Here is a 21,257-nt window from a genome sequence, read left to right as displayed (position 1 = left end):
GCAAATGACTGCGAGAAAGCTCGCGATGGAAGGCGCTAGCGCATTGCCGACACGCTGCGGAGGGCCTGGCGCAGTTCGCGCGCCACCTGGCGGCGCCGGGAATCGTTCACGAAGCGCCCGATCTCGACCTTCACACCGCGCGATTCCAGCTGGATCAGGGTGCGGCGGGGTTCGTCGGGCACGACGACGCGGGTCCACAGCGGATCGAGCCGCGTGAGTTCCCGGTGGTCGGCCTGGACGCACGTCACGAGCAGTCCGGACTCGGACAGGGCGATGCGCTCGTGGTCCGTTGCATGGCGCGCATAGACGAGCAGGGCGAGCCCGACGAGCGCCAGCTCGAGCAGGGAAAACGCAAGAACGAACCAGATGCCCTGCACAAGGAAGCCGACGGCGACGGCGAGCGAGCCCAGGCACAGCACGGCATAGGCGCGCGCGACCTGGCGCGGGGACAGGGAGCAGTTGCGCCGCAATGTCCATTCGCGCGTCATGCCGGCCCTCCCGGATTCATTTGACGAGCGGCGGCGTCTCGAACGTGTGGAACGGCGCCGGGCTGGGGACGGTCCATTCGAGGCCTTCCGCGCCTTCCCACGGCTTGGGTGGCGCGGGCGCACCGCCGCGCACGTTCGGGATCACGACCCGGAACAGCCAGTACACCTGCGAGAGGCCGAACAGGAACGCGCCCACGGACGTGAACGCGTGGAAGTCCGTGAACTGGACGGGATAGTCGGCATAGCGGCGCGGCATGCCCGCGAGGCCGAGGAAGTGCATCGGGAAAAAGGTCACGTTGACCCAGACGAGCGAATTCCAGAAATGAAACCGCCCGCGCCGTTCGTCGATCATGTGTCCGGTCCATTTCGGCGCCCAGTAGTAATAGCCGGAGAACAGGGCGAACAGCGACCCCGCCACCAGCACGTAATGGAAGTGCGCGACCACGTAGTAAGTATCCTGCACCTGGACGTCGATGGGCGCCACCGAGAGGATGAGGCCGGTAAAGCCGCCGATCGTGAACACCCAGATGAAGCCGACGGCGAACAGCATCGGGCTTTCGAAGCTGAGCGACCCCTTCCACATCGTCGCGATCCAGTTGAACACCTTCACGCCGGTGGGGATGGCGACGAGCATCGTCGCATACATGAAGAACAGCTGGCCCGTGACGGGCATGCCGGTCGTGAACATGTGGTGCGCCCAGACGACGAAGGAGATGATGGCGATGGCGGCCGTCGCATAGACCATCGACGCGTACCCGAACAGGGGCTTGCGTGAAAACGCCGGGATGACCTGGGAAATGATGCCGAAGCCGGGGAGGATCATGATATACACCTCCGGATGGCCGAAGAACCAGAAGATGTGCTGGTACATGACGGGGTCGCCGGCGCCGGCCGCGTTGAAGAACGTCGTGCCGAAATGGCGGTCGGTGAGGATCATCGTGACGGCCGTCGCCAGCACGGGCATCACGGCGATCAGGAGGTAGGCCGTGATCAGCCAGGTCCAGCAGAACATGGGCAGCTTCATCAGCGACATGCCCGGCGCGCGCAGGTTCAGGATCGTCGTGATGATGTTGATGGCGCCCATGATGGACGACACGCCCATCAGGTGGACGGCGAAGATGGTCATGTCCATGCCCGGCCCCATCTGGACCGACAGGGGTGGATACATCGTCCAGCCGGCCGCGTTGGCACCGCCGGCGACGAAGAATGAGCCCACCAGCAGGATCGCCGCGGGCGGCAGCAGCCAGAACGAGAAGTTGTTCATGCGGGCGAACGCCATGTCGGATGCGCCCACCTGCAGCGGGATCATCCAGTTCGCGAACCCGACGAAGGCCGGCATGACGGCGCCGAAGATCATCACGAGGCCGTGCATGGTGACGAACTGGTTGTACAGCTCCGGCTGGAAGAACTGCAGGCCGGGCTGGAACAGCTCCAGGCGGATCAGCAGGGCCAGCACGCCGCCGGTCATGAACATGACGACGGAGAACCACAGGTACAGGGTGCCGATGTCCTTGTGGTTCGTCGCGAACAGCCAGCGCCGCCAGCCGTGCGGGTCGGCGTGCTCGCCGGCATGGCCGCCGGGGGCGTGATCGGTACTGCCTGTAGAACTGCCGGCCGTGGTCATCTTCCCTCCGTGTGGCGTCGTGTGCATGAGACAAGCCGGGCCGGCGTTGGTTCCGCGGCCGGAATCTGGTAACATCTCGCCCCTTCATTTGTCCCCTTTCATAGAAAGACTTCCCTGCCATGGCCAACGCATGCGGCGTCGATTTCGGTACGTCCAATTCCACCGTCGGCTGGGTGCGGCCCGGCCAACCCACGCTGCTGTCCCTCGAGGACGGCAAGGCGACCCTGCCGTCCGTCGTGTTCTTCAACGCGGACGACGAGCAGGTGCGCTATGGCCGCGCCGCACTGGCCGACTACCTGGAAGGCTATGACGGCCGCCTGATGCGGTCGCTGAAAAGCCTGCTGGGCACGAGCCTGATGGAAGGCCAGACGGAAGTCGCGGGACGGGCGTTGCCGTTCCGGCAACTGCTGGGGCATTTCATCGGCGAGGTCAAGCGCCGCGCCGAGTGCCAGGCGGGCCGCGCTTTCGACCGCGCCGTGTTCGGCCGCCCCGTGTACTTCGTCGACGACGACCCCGACGCGGACCGGCTCGCCGAGGACACGCTGGCCGACATCGCCCGTTCCGTGGGCTTCACCGACATCGGCTTCCAGTACGAACCGATCGCGGCGGCGTTCGATTACGAATCCCGCATCGACCGCGAGGAACTGGTGCTGATCGCCGACATCGGCGGCGGCACGTCCGACTTCTCGCTCGTGCGCCTGGGGCCGGAGCGCGCCGACCGCCTGGACCGCCGCGACGACATCCTCGCGACGGGCGGCGTGCACATCGGCGGTACGGACTTCGATAAATACCTGAGCCTGGCCTCCGTCATGCCGCTGCTGGGCCATGGCAGCACGCTGCTGTCGGGGGCCTCGGTGCCGTCGAGCTATTACTTCAACCTGGCGACATGGCACACGATCAACCAGGCCTATACGCGCAAGAGCATCGCGCAGCTCGCCGACCTCGTGCGCGACGCCGCCGAGCCCGATAAACTCAAGCGCCTGCAGCGCCTGATCGACGACCGCGCCGGCCACTGGCTCGCGATGCGCGTGGAAGAGGCCAAGATCGCCCTGTCGGACGCGCCGGAGGTGGCGCTCGACCTCGACCGTCTCGACCCGCCCGAACTGCTGCGCGTGCACCGCGACCTGTTCACGGACGCGATCGCGGGCATGATCGACAGCGTCGGTGCGACCGTGCAGCGCCTGCTCGATGAAGCGGGCGTCGACCCGGAGCGCGTCGATACCGTATTCTTCACGGGCGGCTCCAGCGGCGTGGCGAGCCTGCGCGAGCGCATCGCGGCCATCGTCCCGGACGCGCGCCGCGTCGAAGGCGATCTGTTCGGCAGTATCGGCGCCGGGCTGGCGATCGACGCCGCCCGAAAGTTTGGTTAAAGAAAGGATCACCGTGTTCGAACGTCCCATCGTCATGCTCGACTTCGAGACCACCGGCCTGTCGCCCGATTCCGGCGACCGCATCACCGAGGTGGCGGCCCTGCGCATCGCGGACGGCCGCATCGTCGAGCGCTACGTCTCGCTGGTGAATTGCGGCGTGCGCGTGCCGTCGTTCATCACCCAGCTGACGGGCATCACGCAGGCGATGGTCGACGGCGCGCCGCCAGCCGCGGAGGTCGTGCCGGCCCTCATCGAGTTCATCGGTGACGACGTGCTGGCCGCGCACAATGCGAGCTTCGACGAGAAATTCCTCAAGGCCGAGGGCGCGCTGCTGGGCCACGGTTGCCGCCACGGCGGCCTGGTCTGCTCGCTGAAGCTGTCGCGCCGCGTCTTCCCCGGCCTGCCGAGCTACAAGCTGGGCCAGCTGTCACGCGCGCTTGGCATCGTGTTCAAGGGCAACGCCCACCGGGCCGAGGCCGACGCCGAAGTCGCCGCGCAGTTGCTGCTGCACATTGGCCGCCACCTCGGCGACGCCTACGGGCTGGCGGGCGTCGACCCCGACCTGCTCGTGTCGCTGAACCGCGTGGCGGCCGCGAAGGTCGACGCGTTCATGGGCGTGTACGCGGCCGGGCGGCGCGTGCCGGCCTGAACGGCGCACTTATTTCCTGCATGCAGTAGGGCTTCGTCGCGTGGCAGTGTCCCGCGCGGCTGAGCCGTCGCGCCGGCGTCGTTTTGTCGTCGTCCATCCCCTACACGTTGTTGCAAGTCAAATCCGTAATGCATCTCGTCATTACACTTTTTGCAATTCTTGGCCTCAACGCGTGTCCGTCAGGAGCTACCGCATGCACAGTCACGAGTCCCTACCGCGCGCCGGCGCGCTCGCCTGGTTCGCCCGCGCTGCCGCGCGTGGCGATGCCTATGCTCAGTTCAACCTGGGCATGATGTACAAGGACGGCGACGGTGCCCCGCAGGACGACGTCGCCGCCTGCCGGTGGCTGCGGCGCGCCGCGCGCCAGCGCCTCGCGTTCGCGCAGAACCACCTGGGCAGCATGTATTTCCTTGGCCGGGGCGTGGCGCAATCCGACTACGAAGCGGCGTACTGGTTCGGATTGGCCGCCGTGCAGGGAGACGCATCCGCGCAGCAGAACCTGGGCGACCTGTACCGGACGGGGCGGGGCGTCGCACGGGACGCGGCGCAGGCTGTCGCCTGGTACTACAAGGCGGCCGAGCAGGACCTGCCCAGCGCCCAGCGGTTGCTCGGCACCTGCTACCGCGACGGCGAGGGCGTGGCGTGCAGCCTGCCGCTCGCGATGGCGTGGTTCCGCAAGGCCGCGCTGCTGGACGACGCCGAGGCCGCCGTCGCCCTCGGCCAGATGTACCGGCGCGGCGAGGGCGTGACGCCCAGCGAGCCCGAAGCGTTGTACTGGTTCCGGCGCGCGGCCGCGCGCGGCCATGCGGCGGCGCAGCGCTTGCTGGGGCTCGCTTACCTGGCCGGACAGGGGCTGCCTTCCGACACGCAGGGCGCGCGCGCGTGGCTCGAATGCGCGGCCGAGCAGGGCGATGCGGAAGCGCAGTTCAGCCTGGCCCAGTTGCTGGCCGCGGCCGACGCGGAAGCGCTCGCGGGCGGGCGCGACGGGGCTGAAGGAGGCGCCGAAGCAGGGGCCGAAGCGGGGCCGCGCTGGAGCGGTCCCGCGCTGGCCTGGACGCTGGCCGCGGCCGAGCAGGGCCACGTGCTGGCCCAGGTGAACCTCGGCAACCGCTACGCGTTCGGGCGCGGCGTCGCGCGCGATCCGGAGCAGGCGCTGTACTGGTACCGGCGCGCGGCCGAGCAGGGTGCGGCCAAGGCCCAGTTCACGCTCGGCGTGATGTACGCGAACGGCCAGGGCGTGCACCGCGACGAGGCGCTGGCGGCGGAGTGGTACCGGCGCGCGGCCGAGCAGGGCGATGCGAGCGCCCAGAACAACCTGGGCGTCATGTACGCGAATGGCCAGGGCGTGCCGCAGGACGACGCGCAAGCCGTGCACTGGTACCGGCTGGCCGCCGAACAGGGGCACGCGCTGGCCCAGTACAACCTGGGCGGCATGTATAACAGCGGCCGCGGCGTGGTGCGCGACACCGTGCGCTCGTACATGTGGATGCTGCTGGCGGCCGACGCCGGCGATCCGGCCGCGAGCGCCAACAAGGCGATCGTCGCGCGCCGCCTGTCGCAGGAACAGATCGCGAGCGCCGACGACATGCGGCGCCAGTGGCAGAGTGCCCGGACGTACGGCGGGCCGGAGCGGCGTGCCGCGTGAGCCCGGCGTTGGAGTTGCCGTCGTGATACTTGATTTGTGCTACTTGATTCGCGCTATCATGCTCAGCGGCATCCGCCGACAACCCATCGTACAACACCAACAACCATGCACATGAGACATGCCACCTTCGTCGCCGCCCTCATCGCCCTCACTGCGGGGCTCGGCGCCGGTCCGGCCACCAGCCAGACCTGCCCCGGCGGCGGCACGCCGCTGACCTATCCGGTCGCGAAGAAAGTCGACCAGACCGACACCTATTTCGGCACGGCCATCGCCGATCCCTACCGCTGGCTGGAAGACGCCAACAGCGCCGAGACGAAAGCGTGGGTCGACGCGGAAAACCAGGTGACCCAGGCTTACCTGGCCACGATTCCGCAGCGCGACGCGATCCGCCAGCGCCTGACCCAGTTGTGGAATTACGAGCGCTACAGCGTGCCGTTCCGCGAAGGCGGCCGCTATTTCTACAGCCGCAACGACGGTCTGCAGAACCAGGCGGTGCTGTACACGATGACGTCGCTGACGGACACGCCGCGCGTGCTGCTCGACCCGAACACGCTGGCCGCCGACGGTACCGTCGCCCTGGCCGGCCTCGCCGTGAGCCCGGACGGCAAGCTGCTCGCGTACTCGACGGCGGCATCCGGTTCGGACTGGAACGAGATCAAGGTGCGCGACGTGGCGACCGGCAAGGATCTCGCGGATCACATCAAGTGGGTCAAGTTCTCGGAGACGGCCTGGACGCGCGACGGCAAGGGCTTTTTCTACAGCCGCTACGACGAGCCGAAGGAAGCGACCAAGCTCGCCGACGTGAATTACTTCCAGAAGCTGTACTACCACAAGCTGGGCACGCCGCAGGATGCCGACGTGCTCGTCTACGACCGGCCGGACGAGAAGGAATGGGGCTTCGGTGCCGCCACGACGGACGACGGCCGCTACCTCATCATCACGGCGACCAAGGGCACGGCCCATAAATACCGCGTGTTCTACAAGGACCTGACGAAGCCGGACGCGAAGGTGCAGCCGCTGATCGACAACTTCGACGCGGCCTACGAGTTCGTCGACAACGTCGGCCCCGTGTTTTATTTCGTCACGGACCGCAACGCGCCGCGCCAGCGCATCGTCGCCATCGACACCCGCAAGCCGCAGGAGGCGAACTGGAAGACGATCGTGCCGGAAAGCGACCAGACGCTCGTGGCGGCGCACCTGGTCGGCGACCGGTTGATCGCGCAATACCTGGCGGACGCGCGCAGCGTCGTCAGGATCGTGGACCTGAAGGGCACGCCGGTGCGCGAGCTGGCGTTGCCGGGCATCGGCAGCGTCGCGGGCTTCACGGGCAAGCGCGGCGACAAGGACACCTTCTTCTCGTTCACCGGCTTCACGACGCCGACGACGATCTACCGGCTGGACATCAAGAAGGGCACCACGAGCGTGTTCCGTCAGCCCAAGGTCCAGTTCGACCCGAACGATTACGAAACGCGCCAGCAGTTCTTCACGAGCCGCGACGGCACGCGCGTGCCGATGTTCATCGTGGCGAAGAAGGGCCTCAAGCTGGACGGCAACAACCCGACCTATCTGTACGGTTACGGCGGCTTCAATATCTCGCTCACCCCGGCGTTCTCGCCCGCGAACCTGGCATGGATGGAAATGGGCGGCGTGTACGCGGTCGCCAACCTGCGCGGCGGCGGCGAGTACGGCGAAGCGTGGCACGAAGCCGGCACGAAGCTCAAGAAGCAGAACGTGTTCGACGACTTCATCGGCGCGGCCGAATGGCTCGTCGCCAACAAGGTGACGTCGCCCGCGAAGCTCGCGATCGGCGGCGGCAGCAACGGCGGCCTGCTCGTGGGCGCGGCGATGACCCAGCGCCCCGAGCTGTTCGGGGCGGCAATCCCGCAGGTGGGCGTGATGGACATGCTGCGTTTCCATAAGTTCACGATCGGCTGGGCATGGACGTCGGACTATGGTTCGTCGGAAAACCCGGACGAGTTCAAGGCGCTGGTGAAATACTCGCCGCTGCACAACGTCAAGCAGGGCACGTGCTATCCCGCCACGATGATCACGACGGCCGACCATGACGACCGCGTCGTGCCGGCGCACAGCTTCAAGTTCGCCGCGACGGCCCAGGCGGCGCAGGCCGGTACCAACCCTGTGCTCATCCGCATCGACACGAAGGCCGGCCATGGCGCAGGCAAGCCGACGAGCAAACTGATCGAGGAAGTGGCCGACCGTTGGGGCTTTTTGACGAAGGCACTCAACGTGGACGTCGCGCCTGCCGTGGCGGGCGGCGCGGAGTGATATAAGCTGGCGTGATCCCCGCTGTCATCGGTTGCAATATGACAGCGGGAAGACATCACGAGAACATATCACAGAGATCGGAAAAGGAAATTGGATTGATATCTGCTGTCGGCGTACACTGCATTCATTGCTGAACGACATGATGAATGGAGCTGATATGAATGCCACGACGACGATCTCGACCTCGAGCCGCCCTGCCGCTGAAACCAAGTTTGGCCGCCTGTTCCGCGCATTCTGCCAGGAAGCCCGCCGCGCCATCGAACTGGTCGGCGCTTCGTACCGCTACGGTCCGCCGCTGTAAGCGCGAACCACATTGGCAGCACCGGCGCCCAGGCGCCCGCGAACAGACCCCGCCGTGTGCGGGGTTTTTACTTTGGTTACATCGTCCACTTCAACATCAGGCTCGGCGAGTGCCGCGAGTAATGCTGGCCGTTGAGCTTGTAGCGATGCATTTCGGAACGCAGTCCCAATTGCCACGCACCCTTGTTATCCAGCTCCCACAACAGCTCAGGCCTGAGGAAGACTTCAGTGCCATTGTCTCCCGTGCCGTTTACGAGCGATAACAGGTTGAAGTGGAATGTTTGGCCGGCGATGGGGAGTGCGTTCGACATCAGAACGGATCGCCAGAGCCATTCGCCATGATAAAAGTTCGTATTTCGACGCAGCACGCCAGATTCAAAGTAGGCGAACCCCGGCACGTTGAAATTCAATGAGATGCCGTGGTTGTAGGAGCGGAAGTCGGCGTAGCTGGCACGCTCGTAGCGCGCGATAAGTGAAATATCGGTGACAGGTCCGAATGCAAGATCACGGCCGGTCAGTTTGCCAAGACTTAGGCGGGGATTGAAGACCATCAGCTGCTGGAAGCTGCCGTTGGCGCCAAACGAACCTGCGCCGGCACCGCCGACGCTGTCGCCATGGAAGACTTCAGCGTCGACATACACGTCGCCGTACTTGTAACCGCCAAAATATTCAAACTGATATGTGGCGAGGTGTTCGTTTTCGGTGCCCGTGCCCAGGACGGGGTCGGCTTTGGCATCCTTCGTGTAGAGCGCGGTCAGGCTGGCCACCTGGAACTCGGCGGCCGCCGTCACTGCGGCGCCGTTCATCAGGGCGGCAACCACGATGACGCGTGCCGCGCAATGCTTCGTACTCATATTGTCTCCATCCAGGCCTGGGCCACGGGGCTTGGCCTGTGTTGTGGTGTCAGTGGTGCCCGGACTGCCGAAGCAACACCGGGCGAAGGGAATCAGGCAGGAACAGCTTCCTGGACGCCCTTGTCGAGCAGCGGGTTCCCGGCCTGGGCAAGGTGGAGCGCGGCCTCGGCGGGCGCGGCATCGCGCAATTGCTTGTGCACAATGCCGTCCTGCATGACCATGGCGATGCGGGACGGCTCGGTCAGGATGCGCAGGTCCTGCAACGGGTCGCCATCGACCATCACAAGGTCGGCGATGTAGCCGGGCCGGATCTGGCCAAGTTCGTCGCCGCGCATCATGATTTCACCGCCCAGCCGGGTTGCGGACACCAGTGCTTCGCTTGGCGTCATGCCGATGTAGTCGACGAAATACTGCAGGTCATTGGCATTGGTCCCATGCGGCATCCAGGCAAACCCGTAATCCCCGCCGGGCAGTACCCGGATGCCGCGCTTGTGCATCTTGCTCAGCGATTCTGCGGCGGCTTCGAGTTCGCGCCGGTAGCCCATTGTTTCCGCCACCTCGGGTGTGATGCCGTATTCGGAGGCGTGGAAGCTGGTGCGTACCAGCCAACCAATCCCTGGTGCGACAAAATGCCTGTCCTTGTTCGCTTCGAGCATGTCGAGCGCTTCTTCGTCGGCAAAGCTGGCATGGAAGACCAGTTCGATGCCATGGCGGACGCACTGTTTGACCGACTCGCTCGAACGCGCATGGGCCGCCACGCGTTTGCCGTAGCGCCTGGCTTCGGTCGTGAGCATGACGATTTCTTCTTCGGAGACAGGCGACAATTCCGCCGGAATCCCGGCGATGTATTCGCCCGACAGGTTGATCTTCAAATGGTCGACGCCATACTTCACGAACATGCGCACGGCCTTGCGCACTTCCTCCGGTCCGCTGACGATGTGGCCGAAGCTGAGTTCAGGAAAAGGCAGGTGCGGCAGGGTCATGTCCCCCAGCCCACCCAGGGTCGTGATCTCCTGGCTGCCCGCCAGGTAGCGCGGGCCAGGACAGTGACCGGCACGGATGGCATTGCGCAGCACGACGTCCAGGCGAGCCTTCGCGGCGGCCGCACCGATTGCCGATGTCCAACCCATGTCGAGGTAACGCTTGGCGACCTCGACGCACCAGAGGATGTGCTCCTCGGGCGGCATCATCTGGATCGCGGCCAGGGTCGGCTGGTCGTTCCAGGAAAAATGGGTATGTGCTTCCGTCATGCCCGGCATCAGGAACTTGCCCTTGCCGTCGATGACCTGGTCCGCATGTCCGACGATCTTGTTCGGAAAGCGTGCCACGTCGACGATACGGTTTCCTTCTATGAGGACTTCACCGTTGAATACTTGCCCACCGCTGCCATCGAAAATCGCAACGTTGGTAATTGCCGTCTTTTTCATGTCTGTCTCCTCGGCGCCCCGGAAGGGCTTAATTGGCGGGACGTAAAAATTGATCGAGCTCGCGCGCACATTCCAGCGGCTTCTCGAATGGGGTCCAGTGACCGCAGCCGGCCAGCACGACCATGCGGCTGCCTTCGATGCGCCCCGCCATGGCGTCGACGGCGGCAGGCGGCGCCACACCATCCTGGTCGCCAGTCACCAGCAGGGTCGGCACCTTGATCTGGTCGATCGGCGCCGCTTGCGCGCCGGCGAGTGCGGCGCAGCTCTGCGCATACCCGTGCGGCGTCTGGCGCATCACGCTCTCGCGCACCAGTGCCAGAACGGCGGGTCGGGTTTCCCGGGTTTCGCGCGACGTCGCAGCCGCCACGATGGCGTCGGCGATTTCCTGGAGGGCCGCGATACCCCCCGTCGCCGATTTGTCGGCCCGCGCCAGGATGCCGGGGCGTCCCGCATCCGGCGGGCACAGCAGCGGGCCGAACAACGCAAGCCCCGTGACCAGCGACGGATTCCGGGTCGCGACGTGCTGGCAGACGATGGTGCCCATCGAATGTCCCAGGAACACGGCTGCGGTGACGTCAAGGTGGCGGCATACGGCCTCCACGGCATCCGCCATGCTGCCGATGCTGAGCTCGCCGGCAATGCTTGCCGAGCGGCCGCTCCCGGGCAGGTCGATGCGGACGATCCTGCGGCCCCGCAGGGCCGGCAACAGCGGTGTCCAGGTATTGCTGGTTCCGCCCAGGCCGTGCACGCAGACGATGGCAGGGCCATCGCCCTCGACTTCGACGGCCAGGCCTTCGATCAGGTGAGTCGTCATGGCCGCTCCTTATGCGAACCTGTTTTCGATCGCGCCGATGCCATCGACCTCGATCCGCACGACATCGCCTGCCGAGAGGAAGCGCGGCGGCTTCATCCCCATGCCCACGCCGGCCGGGGTGCCGGTCGCGATCACGTCGCCGGGGTAGAGGGTGATGCCGCGCGAGATGGTTTCGATCAAGGTCGGGATATCGAAGATCAGGTTTTCGGTCGGGCCTTCCTGGCGCAGTTCGCCGTTGACCCAGCAGCGCACGCGCGTGCTGGTACCGTCGAGCTGGTCGGCGGTGACGATCCACGGGCCCATCGGGCAGAAGGTATCGAAGGACTTGCCCATGTCCCACTGCTGGTGGCGCATCTGGACGTCGCGGGCCGTGATGTCGTTGACGACGGTGTAGCCGAACACGTGTTCCATCGCATTCGCGCGTGAAATGTTCTTGCCGCCCTTGCCGATGACGACCGCCAGCTCGGCTTCGTAGTCGATCTGTTCGGAAATCGCGGCGCCCGGCAGCGTGATGTCGTCGGTCGGGCCGACCACGCATTCCGGCACCTTGGTGAAGACGATCGGCCACGATTCCGGGTTGGCATCGTTGTCCTTGAAGACGGACGTCTGCAATTCCTTGGCATGGGCATGGTAGTTCCGTCCGACGCACCAGAGATTACGGCGCGGCTTTGGCAACGGCGCCTCGATCCGGACCGAGGCGAGCGGCAGCGCCGGGCCCGACGCCGGCGGCAGCGCTTCGCCTTGTGCCAACAGTTCGATGACGGCAAGGACGCCGGTCGCGGCCACATTTTGCGGCAGGTCCAGCGCGGTGACCGACTGCCGGTCGTCGCTGACGAGTCCGACAAAACGGCGGCCGTCGAATTGATATGTTGCGAGTTGCATGTGATTCCTCCGAAAGGGGTCTTCGACTGCGCCTCATGCGCAGCAAGTGACCGTCCGGGGAGTCTACGAATGAAGAACAAGCATTGCTTATCGTGCGATGGGCGGGCTTATCAACGTATTCGGGCGCTTATCAATGCGTCTGATATATTTTCGACGAATGCCCGTCATCACTATCGCCGGCATTAAAATCGGATCACAAGATGACCGGAAAGACCGGCGAGGAGACATGCAATGGCAGAGGCATACGCATTCCGCGAAGGCGCGTTTGGCCAGGCGATCGTGCTGGAGGCGGGCAGCGACCTCGTTGCGCACTCCCATTCCGAATCGCAGATCGTGTTCTGGCTGGGTGGAGCAAAAGCCCGTGCCACCGTCGGGACCGAAACCGTGCTCTATGGCGAGAACACCGGTCTGGGGTCGAACGCCAACGAATCGCACGACATGGTCTTGCTCGACGAGAGCGGACCTGCGGTATTCCTGGTATTCATGATTTCACGAACCTGGCTGAACGAGCGGCGCCGCGTCACTGGCCGGCCCTTTGTTTTTCCTTCGCCCCGGATTCCGATCGACGCCGCATTGCGCCAGGCTTGCTGGCAGGTCCTCGATCTCATCTTCTCCGGAGACGAGTCACAGAACACGCTGGATGATTTGGTGGAACGGCTGATTATTGCCGCCATCGATGCGGTGACCCAGGCGCGCGCACCGGATGCCAAACCACTGCTACCGCCCCTGATCGATCATCGCCTGCGGGCGGCAATTGCACTGATGCGTACCCACGTCAGCGAAAAACTCGCGCTGGACGACATCGCCGCGCGCGTCGGGCTGTCGCGAGCCCATCTCTTTACGCTGTTCCGCGACCAGCTCAATACGACGCCCCAGGTCTTCTGGAGCGCCGTCAGGGTGGAAGAAGCCATGCGGCGCCTGATTCGCGAACGCGCATCGCTGACGAACGTCGCCCTGGATCTCGGCTTTTCGGCGCCGAGTAACTTTTCCCGGTTTTTCAAGGAACACACCGGGGTGTCGCCTTCCACCTTCCGCCGTGCGGCGAGCGGCGCGACGCCGGCAACCGTGACAGGGCTGGCGGGCTGAGCCCAAATACTTGCCTGGAAAAACCTTTTACCGGTGCACGACGACCAGCAACGCCTTCGCCTCCGTCTTCCCAGGATTCCGGATGACATGATTCTGGTCGGCCGGATAACGCGCCGTCGCGCCGTGCTTGATTTTTCGCTTCTCGGCCCCGACCTCTAGTTCCACCGTCCCAGTTACCACGGTCAAATGCTCGTTGGTACCAGGATCGTGCGCCTGCGACGCCAGTTCGCCGCCCGGCTGCAACGTCAGTTCATACCATTCATACTTGCCGGCAAGGTCCATCGGTCCCAGGATGCGCAGCGAGTAGCCGGCGTGGCTGCCGGGCAGGGTGGGGATTTCGTGGGCGTCGACGACACGGATCAGGTCGACCGGACGCACTTCGGACGACAGCAGTTCGCCGATCTGCACGCCGAGCGCATTGGCCAGGCGCCACGTGATGGCGATGGTAGGGTTGGCTTTTTCGCGTTCGATCTGCGACAGCATCGATTTCGAGACGCCGGCGATGCGCGACAGGTCTTCCAGGGTCAGGCCGCGTGCGAGTCGCAGCCGTTGCAGGGTGGCGCCGACTTCCGGCGGGGCACTGGTATTGTTGTTCATGGAGCTTGCTTGCCAAGTTCAATGGCTGGGAGTAATATTCAATATATTGAATTTCTGTTCGAAATATAGAACAAGTTCCATACATCGAACGAATCCACACTATACCATTCGCCAACGACAAGGACGAGGAAACATGAGCGATCAAGCATTCTATAGCGGCCTTCAGCAGAAACTCGACACGCTCAAGACCGAAGGCCTGTTCAAGCCCGAACGCGTGCTCGCCTCGCGCCAGGGCGCCGAAGTGGTCGCCGACGATGGCCGCACCCTGATCAACATGTGCGCCAACAACTACCTCGGCCTGTCGGGCGACATCGAGACCCAGAAGGCGGCCGAAGCCGCGCTGCAGAAATACGGCTACGGCCTGTCGTCCGTGCGCTTCATCTGCGGCACGCAGACGGTGCACAAGGAACTCGAGAAGAAGCTGTCGGAGTTCCTCGGCACGGAAGACACGATCCTGTACGCCGCCGCGTTCGACGCCAACGGCGGCGTGTTCGAACCGCTGTTCGACGAGAACGACGCGATCATCTCGGACGCCCTGAACCACGCCTCGATCATCGACGGCGTCCGCCTGTGCAAGGCTGCGCGCTACCGCTATGCCAACAACGACATGGCCGACCTGGAAAAGCAGCTGCAGGCCGCGACCGAGGCGGGCAAGCGCCACAAGATCATCGTCACGGACGGCGTGTTCTCGATGGACGGCACGATCGCGCAACTGGACAGGATCGTGGCGCTGGCCGAGAAGTACGGCGCGCTGACGATGATCGACGAGTCGCACGCCTCCGGCTTCATGGGCAGGACGGGCCGCGGCACGCACGAGCACTGCGGCGTGATCGGCAAGATCGACATCATCACGGGCACCCTCGGCAAGGCGCTGGGCGGCGCCATGGGCGGTTTCACGTCCGGCCGCAAGGAAGTCATCGAGACGCTGCGCCAGAAATCGCGTCCCTACCTGTTCTCGAACACGCTGGCGCCGATGATCGCGGGCGCGTCGCTCGCGGTGCTGGACCGCATCAGCAAGTCGACGGAACTGCGCGACCGCCTGCACGAGAACACCGCCCACTTCCGCCGTGAGATCGAGCGCATCGGCTTCACCATCAAGCCGGGCACGCACCCGGTGGTGCCGGTGATGCTGTTCGAGGCGCCCGTCGCGCAGAAATTCGCCGCCCGCATGTTCGAACTGGGCGTGCTGCTGTCGGGCTTCTTCTATCCCGTGGTGCCGATGGGCCAGGCGCGCGTGCGCGTGCAGCTGTCGGCCGCGCATACCCGCGAACAGCTGGACAAGGTACTGGGCGCGTTCGAACAGGCCGGCCGCGAACTGGGCATCATCAAGGCCGCCTGAACGGGGCGGCGGGATCATCGATCGACCGGATGCGCCGCCCACGAAGCGGGGCGCCGGGGACAGGCTCACGAAGCCGCAAAGAGTAAGGAACTCAGCATGGAACGCATCCTCATCATCGGCGCCAACGGCCAGATCGGCAGTGAACTGGTGACCGCCCTCGCGGCGCAGCACGGCGCGGCCAACGTGATCGCAGCGGATATCGGCACGGACAACGTCTACGGCGCCGCGCGCTACGTGCGCGTCGACGTGCTCGACAAGGACGCGGTGGCCAGCCTGATCGCCGACGAAGACGTCACCCAGGTGTACCAGCTGGCGGCGCTGCTGTCGGCCACGGGCGAAAAGGCGCCTTTGAAGGCGTGGACGCTGAACATGGACGGCCTGCTGAACATCCTCGAGATCGCGCGCGAGCGGGGAGAATCGGGCAAGCCGCTGAAGGTCTTCTGGCCGTCGTCGATCGCCGCGTTCGGCCCGAATACGCCGGCGGAAGCCACGCCGCAGACCACGATCATGGATCCGACGTCGATCTACGGCATCAGCAAGCTGGCCGGCGAGCGCCTGTGCGAGTACTACCATGCGAAATATGGCGTGGACGTGCGCAGCATCCGCTACCCCGGCATCATCAGCTACAAATCGCCTCCGGGCGGCGGCACGACGGACTACGCGATCGCCATCTTCCACGCGGCGCTGCGCGGCGAGACCTACGAATGCTTCCTCGGCCCGGAAACGACGCTGCCGATGATCTACATGCCGGACGCGATCCGCGCCACCATCGAGCTGATGGACGCGCCGGCGGAGCAGGTCGTCATCCGTTCCTCGTACAACGTGGCCGGCGTGTCGTTCAACCCGCGCGAACTGGCTGCCGCGATCCAGAAAAAACTGCCGGCCTTTCGCATCGCTTACCAGCCGGACAGCCGCCAGCAGATCGCCGATTCCTGGCCGAAGAGCCTGGACGACAGCCGCGCGACCGCGGACTGGGGCTGGAAGGCGCGCGTCGAGGTCGACGAGATGGTCGAGGACATGCTGGCCAATGTCGATGTCGGGTTGAGCAAGGCGGCTTGAGTACACTATGCGCATGTGTGGATTCACCATAAGTGGACAACATATGCACCGTCATTCCCGCGAAGGCGGGAATCCAAGCTGAGCTGGCATTGCCGATTCAGTATGGATTCCCGCTTCCGCGGGAATGACGCTTTTTGAGGGCAGCGTCCACGAGACGTTCGAACAGCCCCCTACACAACAAGGAGACAGCTCATGGACATGAGCGTATTTGACCTTTTCAAGATCGGCATCGGCCCATCCAGCTCGCACACCGTCGGCCCGATGGTGGCCGCGCGCCGCTTCCTCATCGAATGCGGTCCGCTGGACGACGCGGTCGGCGTCGAAGCGCATTTATACGGTTCGCTGGCGCTGACGGGCATCGGCCACGCCACCGACAAGGCCGTAATCCTCGGCCTGATGGGCGAGACGCCGCAGGACGTGGATCCGGACACGGTCGAGAACAAGCTCGCGGAAGCGGAACTGGACGGCGTGCTGAACCTGCTCGGCGTAAAACCCGTGCCGTTCGCCCGCGGCACGGGCCTCGTATGGCACAAGCAGTCGACGTTGCCGGGCCACCCGAACGGCATGCGCTTCATCCTGAAACTGGCGGACGGCAGCGTCATCGAACGGATCTATTACTCGATCGGCGGCGGGTTCATCACGGCCCCCGGCGAAACGCAGGCGGCGCGCGAGACGGTCGCGGTGCCGTTCCCGTTCTCCACGATGCGCGAGCTGCTGGAGCAGGGCACCCGCGACGGCCTGACGATTCCCGCCATGCTGCGCGCCAACGAGTGCGCGCGCATGACGAACGACGCGCTGGAGGCGGGCCTGGACCGCATCTGGGAAGTGATGCGCGGCTGCATCGAGCATGGTCTCGTCACGGAAGGGGAGCTGCCGGGCGGCCTGAACGTCAAGCGCCGCGCCGCGAAGCTGTGGCGCCAGGAGCAGGCGGGACGCAATGCGACGAACCACCTGCCGCACGACGCGGTCAACCAGGTCAGCCTGTATGCGATGGCCGTCAACGAAGAAAACGCGGCCGGCGGCCGGGTGGTGACGGCGCCGACGAACGGCGCGGCCGGCATCATTCCGGCCGTGCTGCGCTACTACGCCGAGGATTGCCGCCCGAGCGACGCACGGCGCGGCATCCACGATTTCCTGCTGACGGCGGCCGCGATCGGCATGCTGTGCAAGAAGAACGCGTCCATCTCGGGCGCCGAGATCGGGTGCCAGGGCGAGGTGGGCGTCGCGTGCGCGATGGCGGCGGCGGGCCTCGTCGCGGCGCTGGGCGGGTCCAACGGCCAGATCGAAAACGCGGCCGAGATCGGCATCGAACACCATCTCGGCATGACGTGCGACCCGATCGGCGGCCTCGTGCAGATCCCGTGCATCGAGCGCAACGGCATGGGTGCGATCAAGGCCATCACGGCGGCGTCGCTGGCGATGAAGGGCGATGGGACGCACTTCGTCAGCCTGGACGACGTCATCGAGACGATGCGCCAGACTGGCTTAGACATGCAGGCCAAGTACAAGGAGACGTCGCTGGGTGGTCTGGCGATCCATGTGGTGACGGTGAATCACGCCGCATGCTGATGCAAACGGTGGGCTTTCCTGCCCACCGCATTGCAGTGCATCATTTTCCAACGAAATAACAAAACAATATTCGGTAAAAAGACAATATTGCTCGTCCGGACTATAATAAATATCCAACGCCAGCCAACTCCGATCTTTTCTACCGTATGCAATATGTGTCCACCCGCGCAACGAGCGCGTCCGCAGCACGTAATCCCCAACACTTTTCCGACATCCTGCTGGGCGGCCTGGCGCCGGACGGCGGGTTGTATCTGCCCGAACAGTACCCGCAGGTAACCGGCGCCGAGCTCGACGCCTGGCGCACCCTGTCGTACGCGGAACTCGCGTACGAGATCCTGCGCAAGTTCGCGACCGACATTCCGGACGCCGACCTGAAGGCCCTGACGGCGAAGACGTACACCCCCGAGGTCTACCGGAACGCCCGCGCCGACGAGTCCGCAAGCCAGATCACGCCGCTGCGCGTGCTGGAACAGTCGCCGGAGCGCACGCTGATCCTGCAAGGCCTGTCGAACGGTCCGACGCTGGCCTTCAAGGACATGGCGATGCAGTTGCTGGGCAACCTGTTCGAATACGCGCTGGCGAAGAACGGCGACGAGCTGAACATCTTTGGCGCCACGTCCGGCGACACGGGCAGCGCGGCCGAATACGCGATGCGCGGCAAGCGCGGCATCCGCGTGTTCATGCTGTCGCCGCACAAGAAGATGAGCGCGTTCCAGACCGCGCAGATGTTCAGCCTGCAGGACCCGAACATCTTCAACATCGCCGTCGAAGGCGTGTTCGACGATTGCCAGGACATGGTCAAGGCCGTGTCGAACGACCTCGAATTCAAGGTCCGCCAGAAGATCGGCACCGTGAATTCGATCAACTGGGCGCGCGTCGTCGCGCAGGTCGTGTACTACTTCCGCGGCTACCTCAGCGCGACGACGTCGAACGACCAGAAAGTGTCGTTCACCGTCCCGTCGGGCAACTTCGGCAATATCTGCGCCGGCCACATTGCGCGCATGATGGGCCTGCCGATCGCGAAGCTGGTCGTCGCGACGAACGAAAACAATGTGCTGGACGAATTCTTCCGCACCGGCGTGTACCGCGTCCGTAAATCGTCCGAGACGTACCACACGTCGAGCCCGTCGATGGACATCTCGAAGGCATCGAACTTCGAGCGCTTCGTGTACGACCTCGTCGGCCGCGACGCGGACCGCACGCATGCGCTGTTCCGCAAGGTCGACACGCACGGCGGCTTCGACCTGTCCGGCGCGCCGGGCAGCGACGGCGACGAGTTCAATCTGGTGGCCAACTACGGCTTCCAGTCGGGCTGCTCGACGCACGAAGACCGCCTCGCGACGATCCGCGACGTGTTCGACGACTACGGCATCACCATCGACACGCACACGGCCGACGGCATCAAGGTCGCGCGCGAACACGTGGAGCCGGGCGTGCCGATGATCGTGCTGGAGACGGCACTGGCCGCCAAGTTCAACGAGACGATCCTGGAAGCGCTGGGCACCGACGCCGCGCGTCCGGCCGGCTTCGAGGACATCGAGTCGCTGCCGCAGCGCTTCGTCGTCATGCAGCCGAACGTCGCCGAGATGAAGCAGTTCATCGCGGCGCACACGGGGCTGGACAAGTGAACCAGCCGGCACGCAAGCCCCTGATGCCGGTGCGGGAAGCGCTGGATTTCCTGCTGGCGGCGGCACGTGCCGTCGACGGCGTCGAGGAAGTCGACACGCTCGCCGCCAACGGCCGCGTGCTCGCCGTCGACCAGGTGTCGGGCTTGAACGTGCCGTCCGCGGACAACACGCAGATGGATGGTTACGCCGTCCGCGCGGCCGATTGCGCGAGCGGCTCGGCCACCTTGCGCATCGCCCAGCGCATTCCGGCCGGTACGGTGGGCCAGAAGCTGGAGCCGGGCACCGCCGCCCGCATCTTCACGGGCGCACTGATTCCGGAAGGCGCGGATGCCGTCGTGATGCAGGAGCAGTGTGAAGCTGACGGCGACCAGGTCACCGTGAAGCACACGCCGCAGCCGGGCGAATGGATCCGCCGCACCGGCGAGGACATCGTCGCGGGCAGCGTGATCCTGCCGGCCGGTACGCGGCTGCGCGGCCAGGAGCTGGGACTGGCGGCTTCCGTCGGCGTCGCGCGCCTGCCTGTGCGCCGGCGCGTGCGCGTGGCCGTGTTCTTCACGGGCGACGAACTGGCGATGCCGGGCGAGCCGCTGGCGCCGGGCGCCATCTACAACTCGAACCGGTTTACCTTGCGCGGCCTGCTGGAAAACCTCGGCTGCGAGATCAGCGACTACGGCATCGTGCCCGATTCGCTGCAGGCCACGCGCGACACCCTGCGTGCCGCGGCCGCACAGCACGACCTGATCATCACGTCGGGCGGCGTCTCCGTCGGCGAGGAGGACCACATCAAGCCGGCCGTGGAAGCGGAAGGGCGCCTGAACATGTGGCAGATCGCCGTCAAGCCGGGCAAGCCGCTCGCGTTCGGCGAAGTGCATCGCGATGGCCAGGGCAGTGCGTTCTTCCTCGGCCTCCCGGGCAATCCGGTCTCGAGCTTCATCACGTTCCTGCTGTTCGTGCGGCCGTTCCTGCTGCGCCTGCAGGGCGTGACGGGTGCTGCTGCACCGAAGGCGATTCCGCTGCGCGCGGATTTCGACTGGACGAAGCCGGACCGCCGCAATGAATTCCTGCGCGCCCGCATCAACGACGCCGGCGGGCTGGACCTGTTCCCGAACCAGGGCTCCGGCGTGCTCACGTCGACGGTATGGGCCGACGGCCTGATCGACAATCCGCCGGGCCAGGCGATCGCGAAGGGCGACATCGTGCGCTTCATTCCGTTCGCGTCGCTGCAGTACTGAGAGATGTCATGAAGATCAATTTGAAATTCTTTGCCAGCGTGCGTGAAGCCGTCGGCAGTTCGGGCGAGTCGGTCGACCTGCCGGCGGACGTGGCGACCGTGGGCGCCGTGCGCGATTTCCTGATCGCCCGCGGCGGCGCATGGGCGGACGCCCTCGCGCACGAGCGTGCGCTGCGCATGGCGTTCAACCATGTGATGTGCGAGCCGGGGATGCCGGTGCAGGAAGGCGGGGAAGTGGCGTTCTTCCCGCCGGTTACTGGCGGCTAAATGGCACAGCTGTAACGGCCGCTACTGCCGAACAACGTCGCCCCCGCGCAGGCGGGGGCCCAATTTAAGCCTGCAGTACTGCACGCTTAACGGCGACGCTACGGAATTGGGTTCCCGCCTTCGCGGGAACGACGGTTTTGCT

Annotated in this window: 19 protein-coding genes; 12 read left to right on the top strand and 7 right to left on the bottom strand. The window is 65.3% G+C overall.

Features of this window, described 5'->3' with window-relative positions; translation table 11 throughout:
• Positions 1-35: 35 nt before the first annotated feature.
• Positions 36-488 carry a DUF2244 domain-containing protein gene (locus tag P0M04_RS27190; protein WP_259452668.1) on the bottom strand — a complete coding sequence of 151 codons (453 nt, stop codon included), beginning with the start codon at positions 486-488 and terminating at the stop codon, positions 36-38.
• A 16-nt stretch (positions 489-504) separates the two neighbouring features.
• Entirely contained in the window at positions 505-2,112 is a 1,608-nt protein-coding gene (gene ctaD / locus P0M04_RS27185) for a cytochrome c oxidase subunit I (protein ID WP_259452669.1), read from the bottom strand.
• 119 nt (positions 2,113-2,231) lie between these two features.
• Between ctaD and P0M04_RS27180 the strand changes: the two genes are divergently transcribed.
• From P0M04_RS27180 to P0M04_RS27160, 5 genes are all read left to right on the top strand, one after another.
• Positions 2,232-3,482: an Hsp70 family protein gene (locus P0M04_RS27180; protein ID WP_259452670.1), complete on the top strand. Its 1,251-nt coding sequence runs from the start codon at positions 2,232-2,234 to the stop codon at positions 3,480-3,482.
• 13 nt (positions 3,483-3,495) lie between these two features.
• Positions 3,496-4,131, top strand: a complete 636-nt coding sequence (locus P0M04_RS27175; RefSeq protein ID WP_259452671.1) for a 3'-5' exonuclease — start codon at positions 3,496-3,498, stop codon at positions 4,129-4,131.
• Between the two features lie 193 nt (positions 4,132-4,324).
• Positions 4,325-5,776 (top strand): tetratricopeptide repeat protein, encoded by a 1,452-nt coding sequence (locus tag P0M04_RS27170; RefSeq protein ID WP_259452672.1) that lies wholly within the window; start codon positions 4,325-4,327, stop codon positions 5,774-5,776.
• Between the two features lie 105 nt (positions 5,777-5,881).
• On the top strand, positions 5,882-8,062 hold the full coding sequence (locus tag P0M04_RS27165) for a prolyl oligopeptidase family serine peptidase (RefSeq protein WP_259452673.1): 2,181 nt from the start codon (positions 5,882-5,884) through the stop codon (positions 8,060-8,062).
• A gap of 157 nt (positions 8,063-8,219) precedes the next feature.
• A complete protein-coding gene (locus P0M04_RS27160) occupies positions 8,220-8,363 on the top strand; it encodes a hypothetical protein (protein WP_259452674.1) in 144 nt (47 codons plus the stop codon).
• 76 nt (positions 8,364-8,439) lie between these two features.
• On the opposite strand, the gene P0M04_RS27155 is transcribed toward P0M04_RS27160, so the two are convergent.
• The 4 genes from P0M04_RS27155 to P0M04_RS27140 form a co-directional block, all read right to left on the bottom strand.
• Entirely contained in the window at positions 8,440-9,216 is a 777-nt protein-coding gene (locus P0M04_RS27155) for a hypothetical protein (RefSeq protein WP_259452675.1), read from the bottom strand.
• Positions 9,217-9,308: 92 nt separating this feature from the next.
• On the bottom strand, positions 9,309-10,643 hold the full coding sequence (locus P0M04_RS27150) for a metal-dependent hydrolase family protein (protein ID WP_259452676.1): 1,335 nt from the start codon (positions 10,641-10,643) through the stop codon (positions 9,309-9,311).
• A gap of 28 nt (positions 10,644-10,671) precedes the next feature.
• Positions 10,672-11,457 (bottom strand): alpha/beta fold hydrolase, encoded by a 786-nt coding sequence (locus P0M04_RS27145; RefSeq protein ID WP_259452677.1) that lies wholly within the window; start codon positions 11,455-11,457, stop codon positions 10,672-10,674.
• Positions 11,458-11,466: 9 nt separating this feature from the next.
• A complete protein-coding gene (locus P0M04_RS27140) occupies positions 11,467-12,339 on the bottom strand; it encodes a fumarylacetoacetate hydrolase family protein (RefSeq protein WP_259452678.1) in 873 nt (290 codons plus the stop codon).
• 231 nt (positions 12,340-12,570) lie between these two features.
• Between P0M04_RS27140 and P0M04_RS27135 the strand changes: the two genes are divergently transcribed.
• Positions 12,571-13,425: a helix-turn-helix domain-containing protein gene (locus tag P0M04_RS27135; RefSeq protein WP_259452679.1), complete on the top strand. Its 855-nt coding sequence runs from the start codon at positions 12,571-12,573 to the stop codon at positions 13,423-13,425.
• A 27-nt stretch (positions 13,426-13,452) separates the two neighbouring features.
• On the opposite strand, the gene P0M04_RS27130 is transcribed toward P0M04_RS27135, so the two are convergent.
• Positions 13,453-14,022 (bottom strand): helix-turn-helix domain-containing protein, encoded by a 570-nt coding sequence (locus tag P0M04_RS27130; RefSeq protein ID WP_259452680.1) that lies wholly within the window; start codon positions 14,020-14,022, stop codon positions 13,453-13,455.
• Between the two features lie 133 nt (positions 14,023-14,155).
• Here P0M04_RS27130 and P0M04_RS27125 point away from each other — a divergent pair, with 133 nt between their 5' ends.
• From P0M04_RS27125 to moaD, 6 genes are all read left to right on the top strand, one after another.
• A complete protein-coding gene (locus P0M04_RS27125) occupies positions 14,156-15,361 on the top strand; it encodes a glycine C-acetyltransferase (protein ID WP_259452681.1) in 1,206 nt (401 codons plus the stop codon).
• Between the two features lie 96 nt (positions 15,362-15,457).
• Entirely contained in the window at positions 15,458-16,420 is a 963-nt protein-coding gene (locus P0M04_RS27120) for an NAD-dependent epimerase/dehydratase family protein (RefSeq protein ID WP_259452682.1), read from the top strand.
• 192 nt (positions 16,421-16,612) lie between these two features.
• Positions 16,613-17,989, top strand: coding sequence for an L-serine ammonia-lyase (locus P0M04_RS27115; RefSeq protein ID WP_259452683.1), 1,377 nt, complete (start codon positions 16,613-16,615; stop codon positions 17,987-17,989).
• Positions 17,990-18,135: 146 nt separating this feature from the next.
• Positions 18,136-19,617, top strand: coding sequence for a threonine synthase (gene thrC / locus P0M04_RS27110; protein WP_259452684.1), 1,482 nt, complete (start codon positions 18,136-18,138; stop codon positions 19,615-19,617).
• A 23-nt stretch (positions 19,618-19,640) separates the two neighbouring features.
• On the top strand, positions 19,641-20,849 hold the full coding sequence (locus tag P0M04_RS27105) for a molybdopterin molybdotransferase MoeA (RefSeq protein ID WP_259452747.1): 1,209 nt from the start codon (positions 19,641-19,643) through the stop codon (positions 20,847-20,849).
• Between the two features lie 8 nt (positions 20,850-20,857).
• Positions 20,858-21,115, top strand: coding sequence for a molybdopterin converting factor subunit 1 (moaD, locus tag P0M04_RS27100; protein WP_259452685.1), 258 nt, complete (start codon positions 20,858-20,860; stop codon positions 21,113-21,115).
• Positions 21,116-21,257 lie beyond the last annotated feature (142 nt).

Source organism: Telluria mixta (assembly GCF_029223865.1).
Classification (GTDB): Bacteria; Pseudomonadota; Gammaproteobacteria; order Burkholderiales; family Burkholderiaceae_D; genus Telluria; species Telluria mixta.
This window is presented reverse-complemented; position numbering and strand designations above follow the sequence as displayed.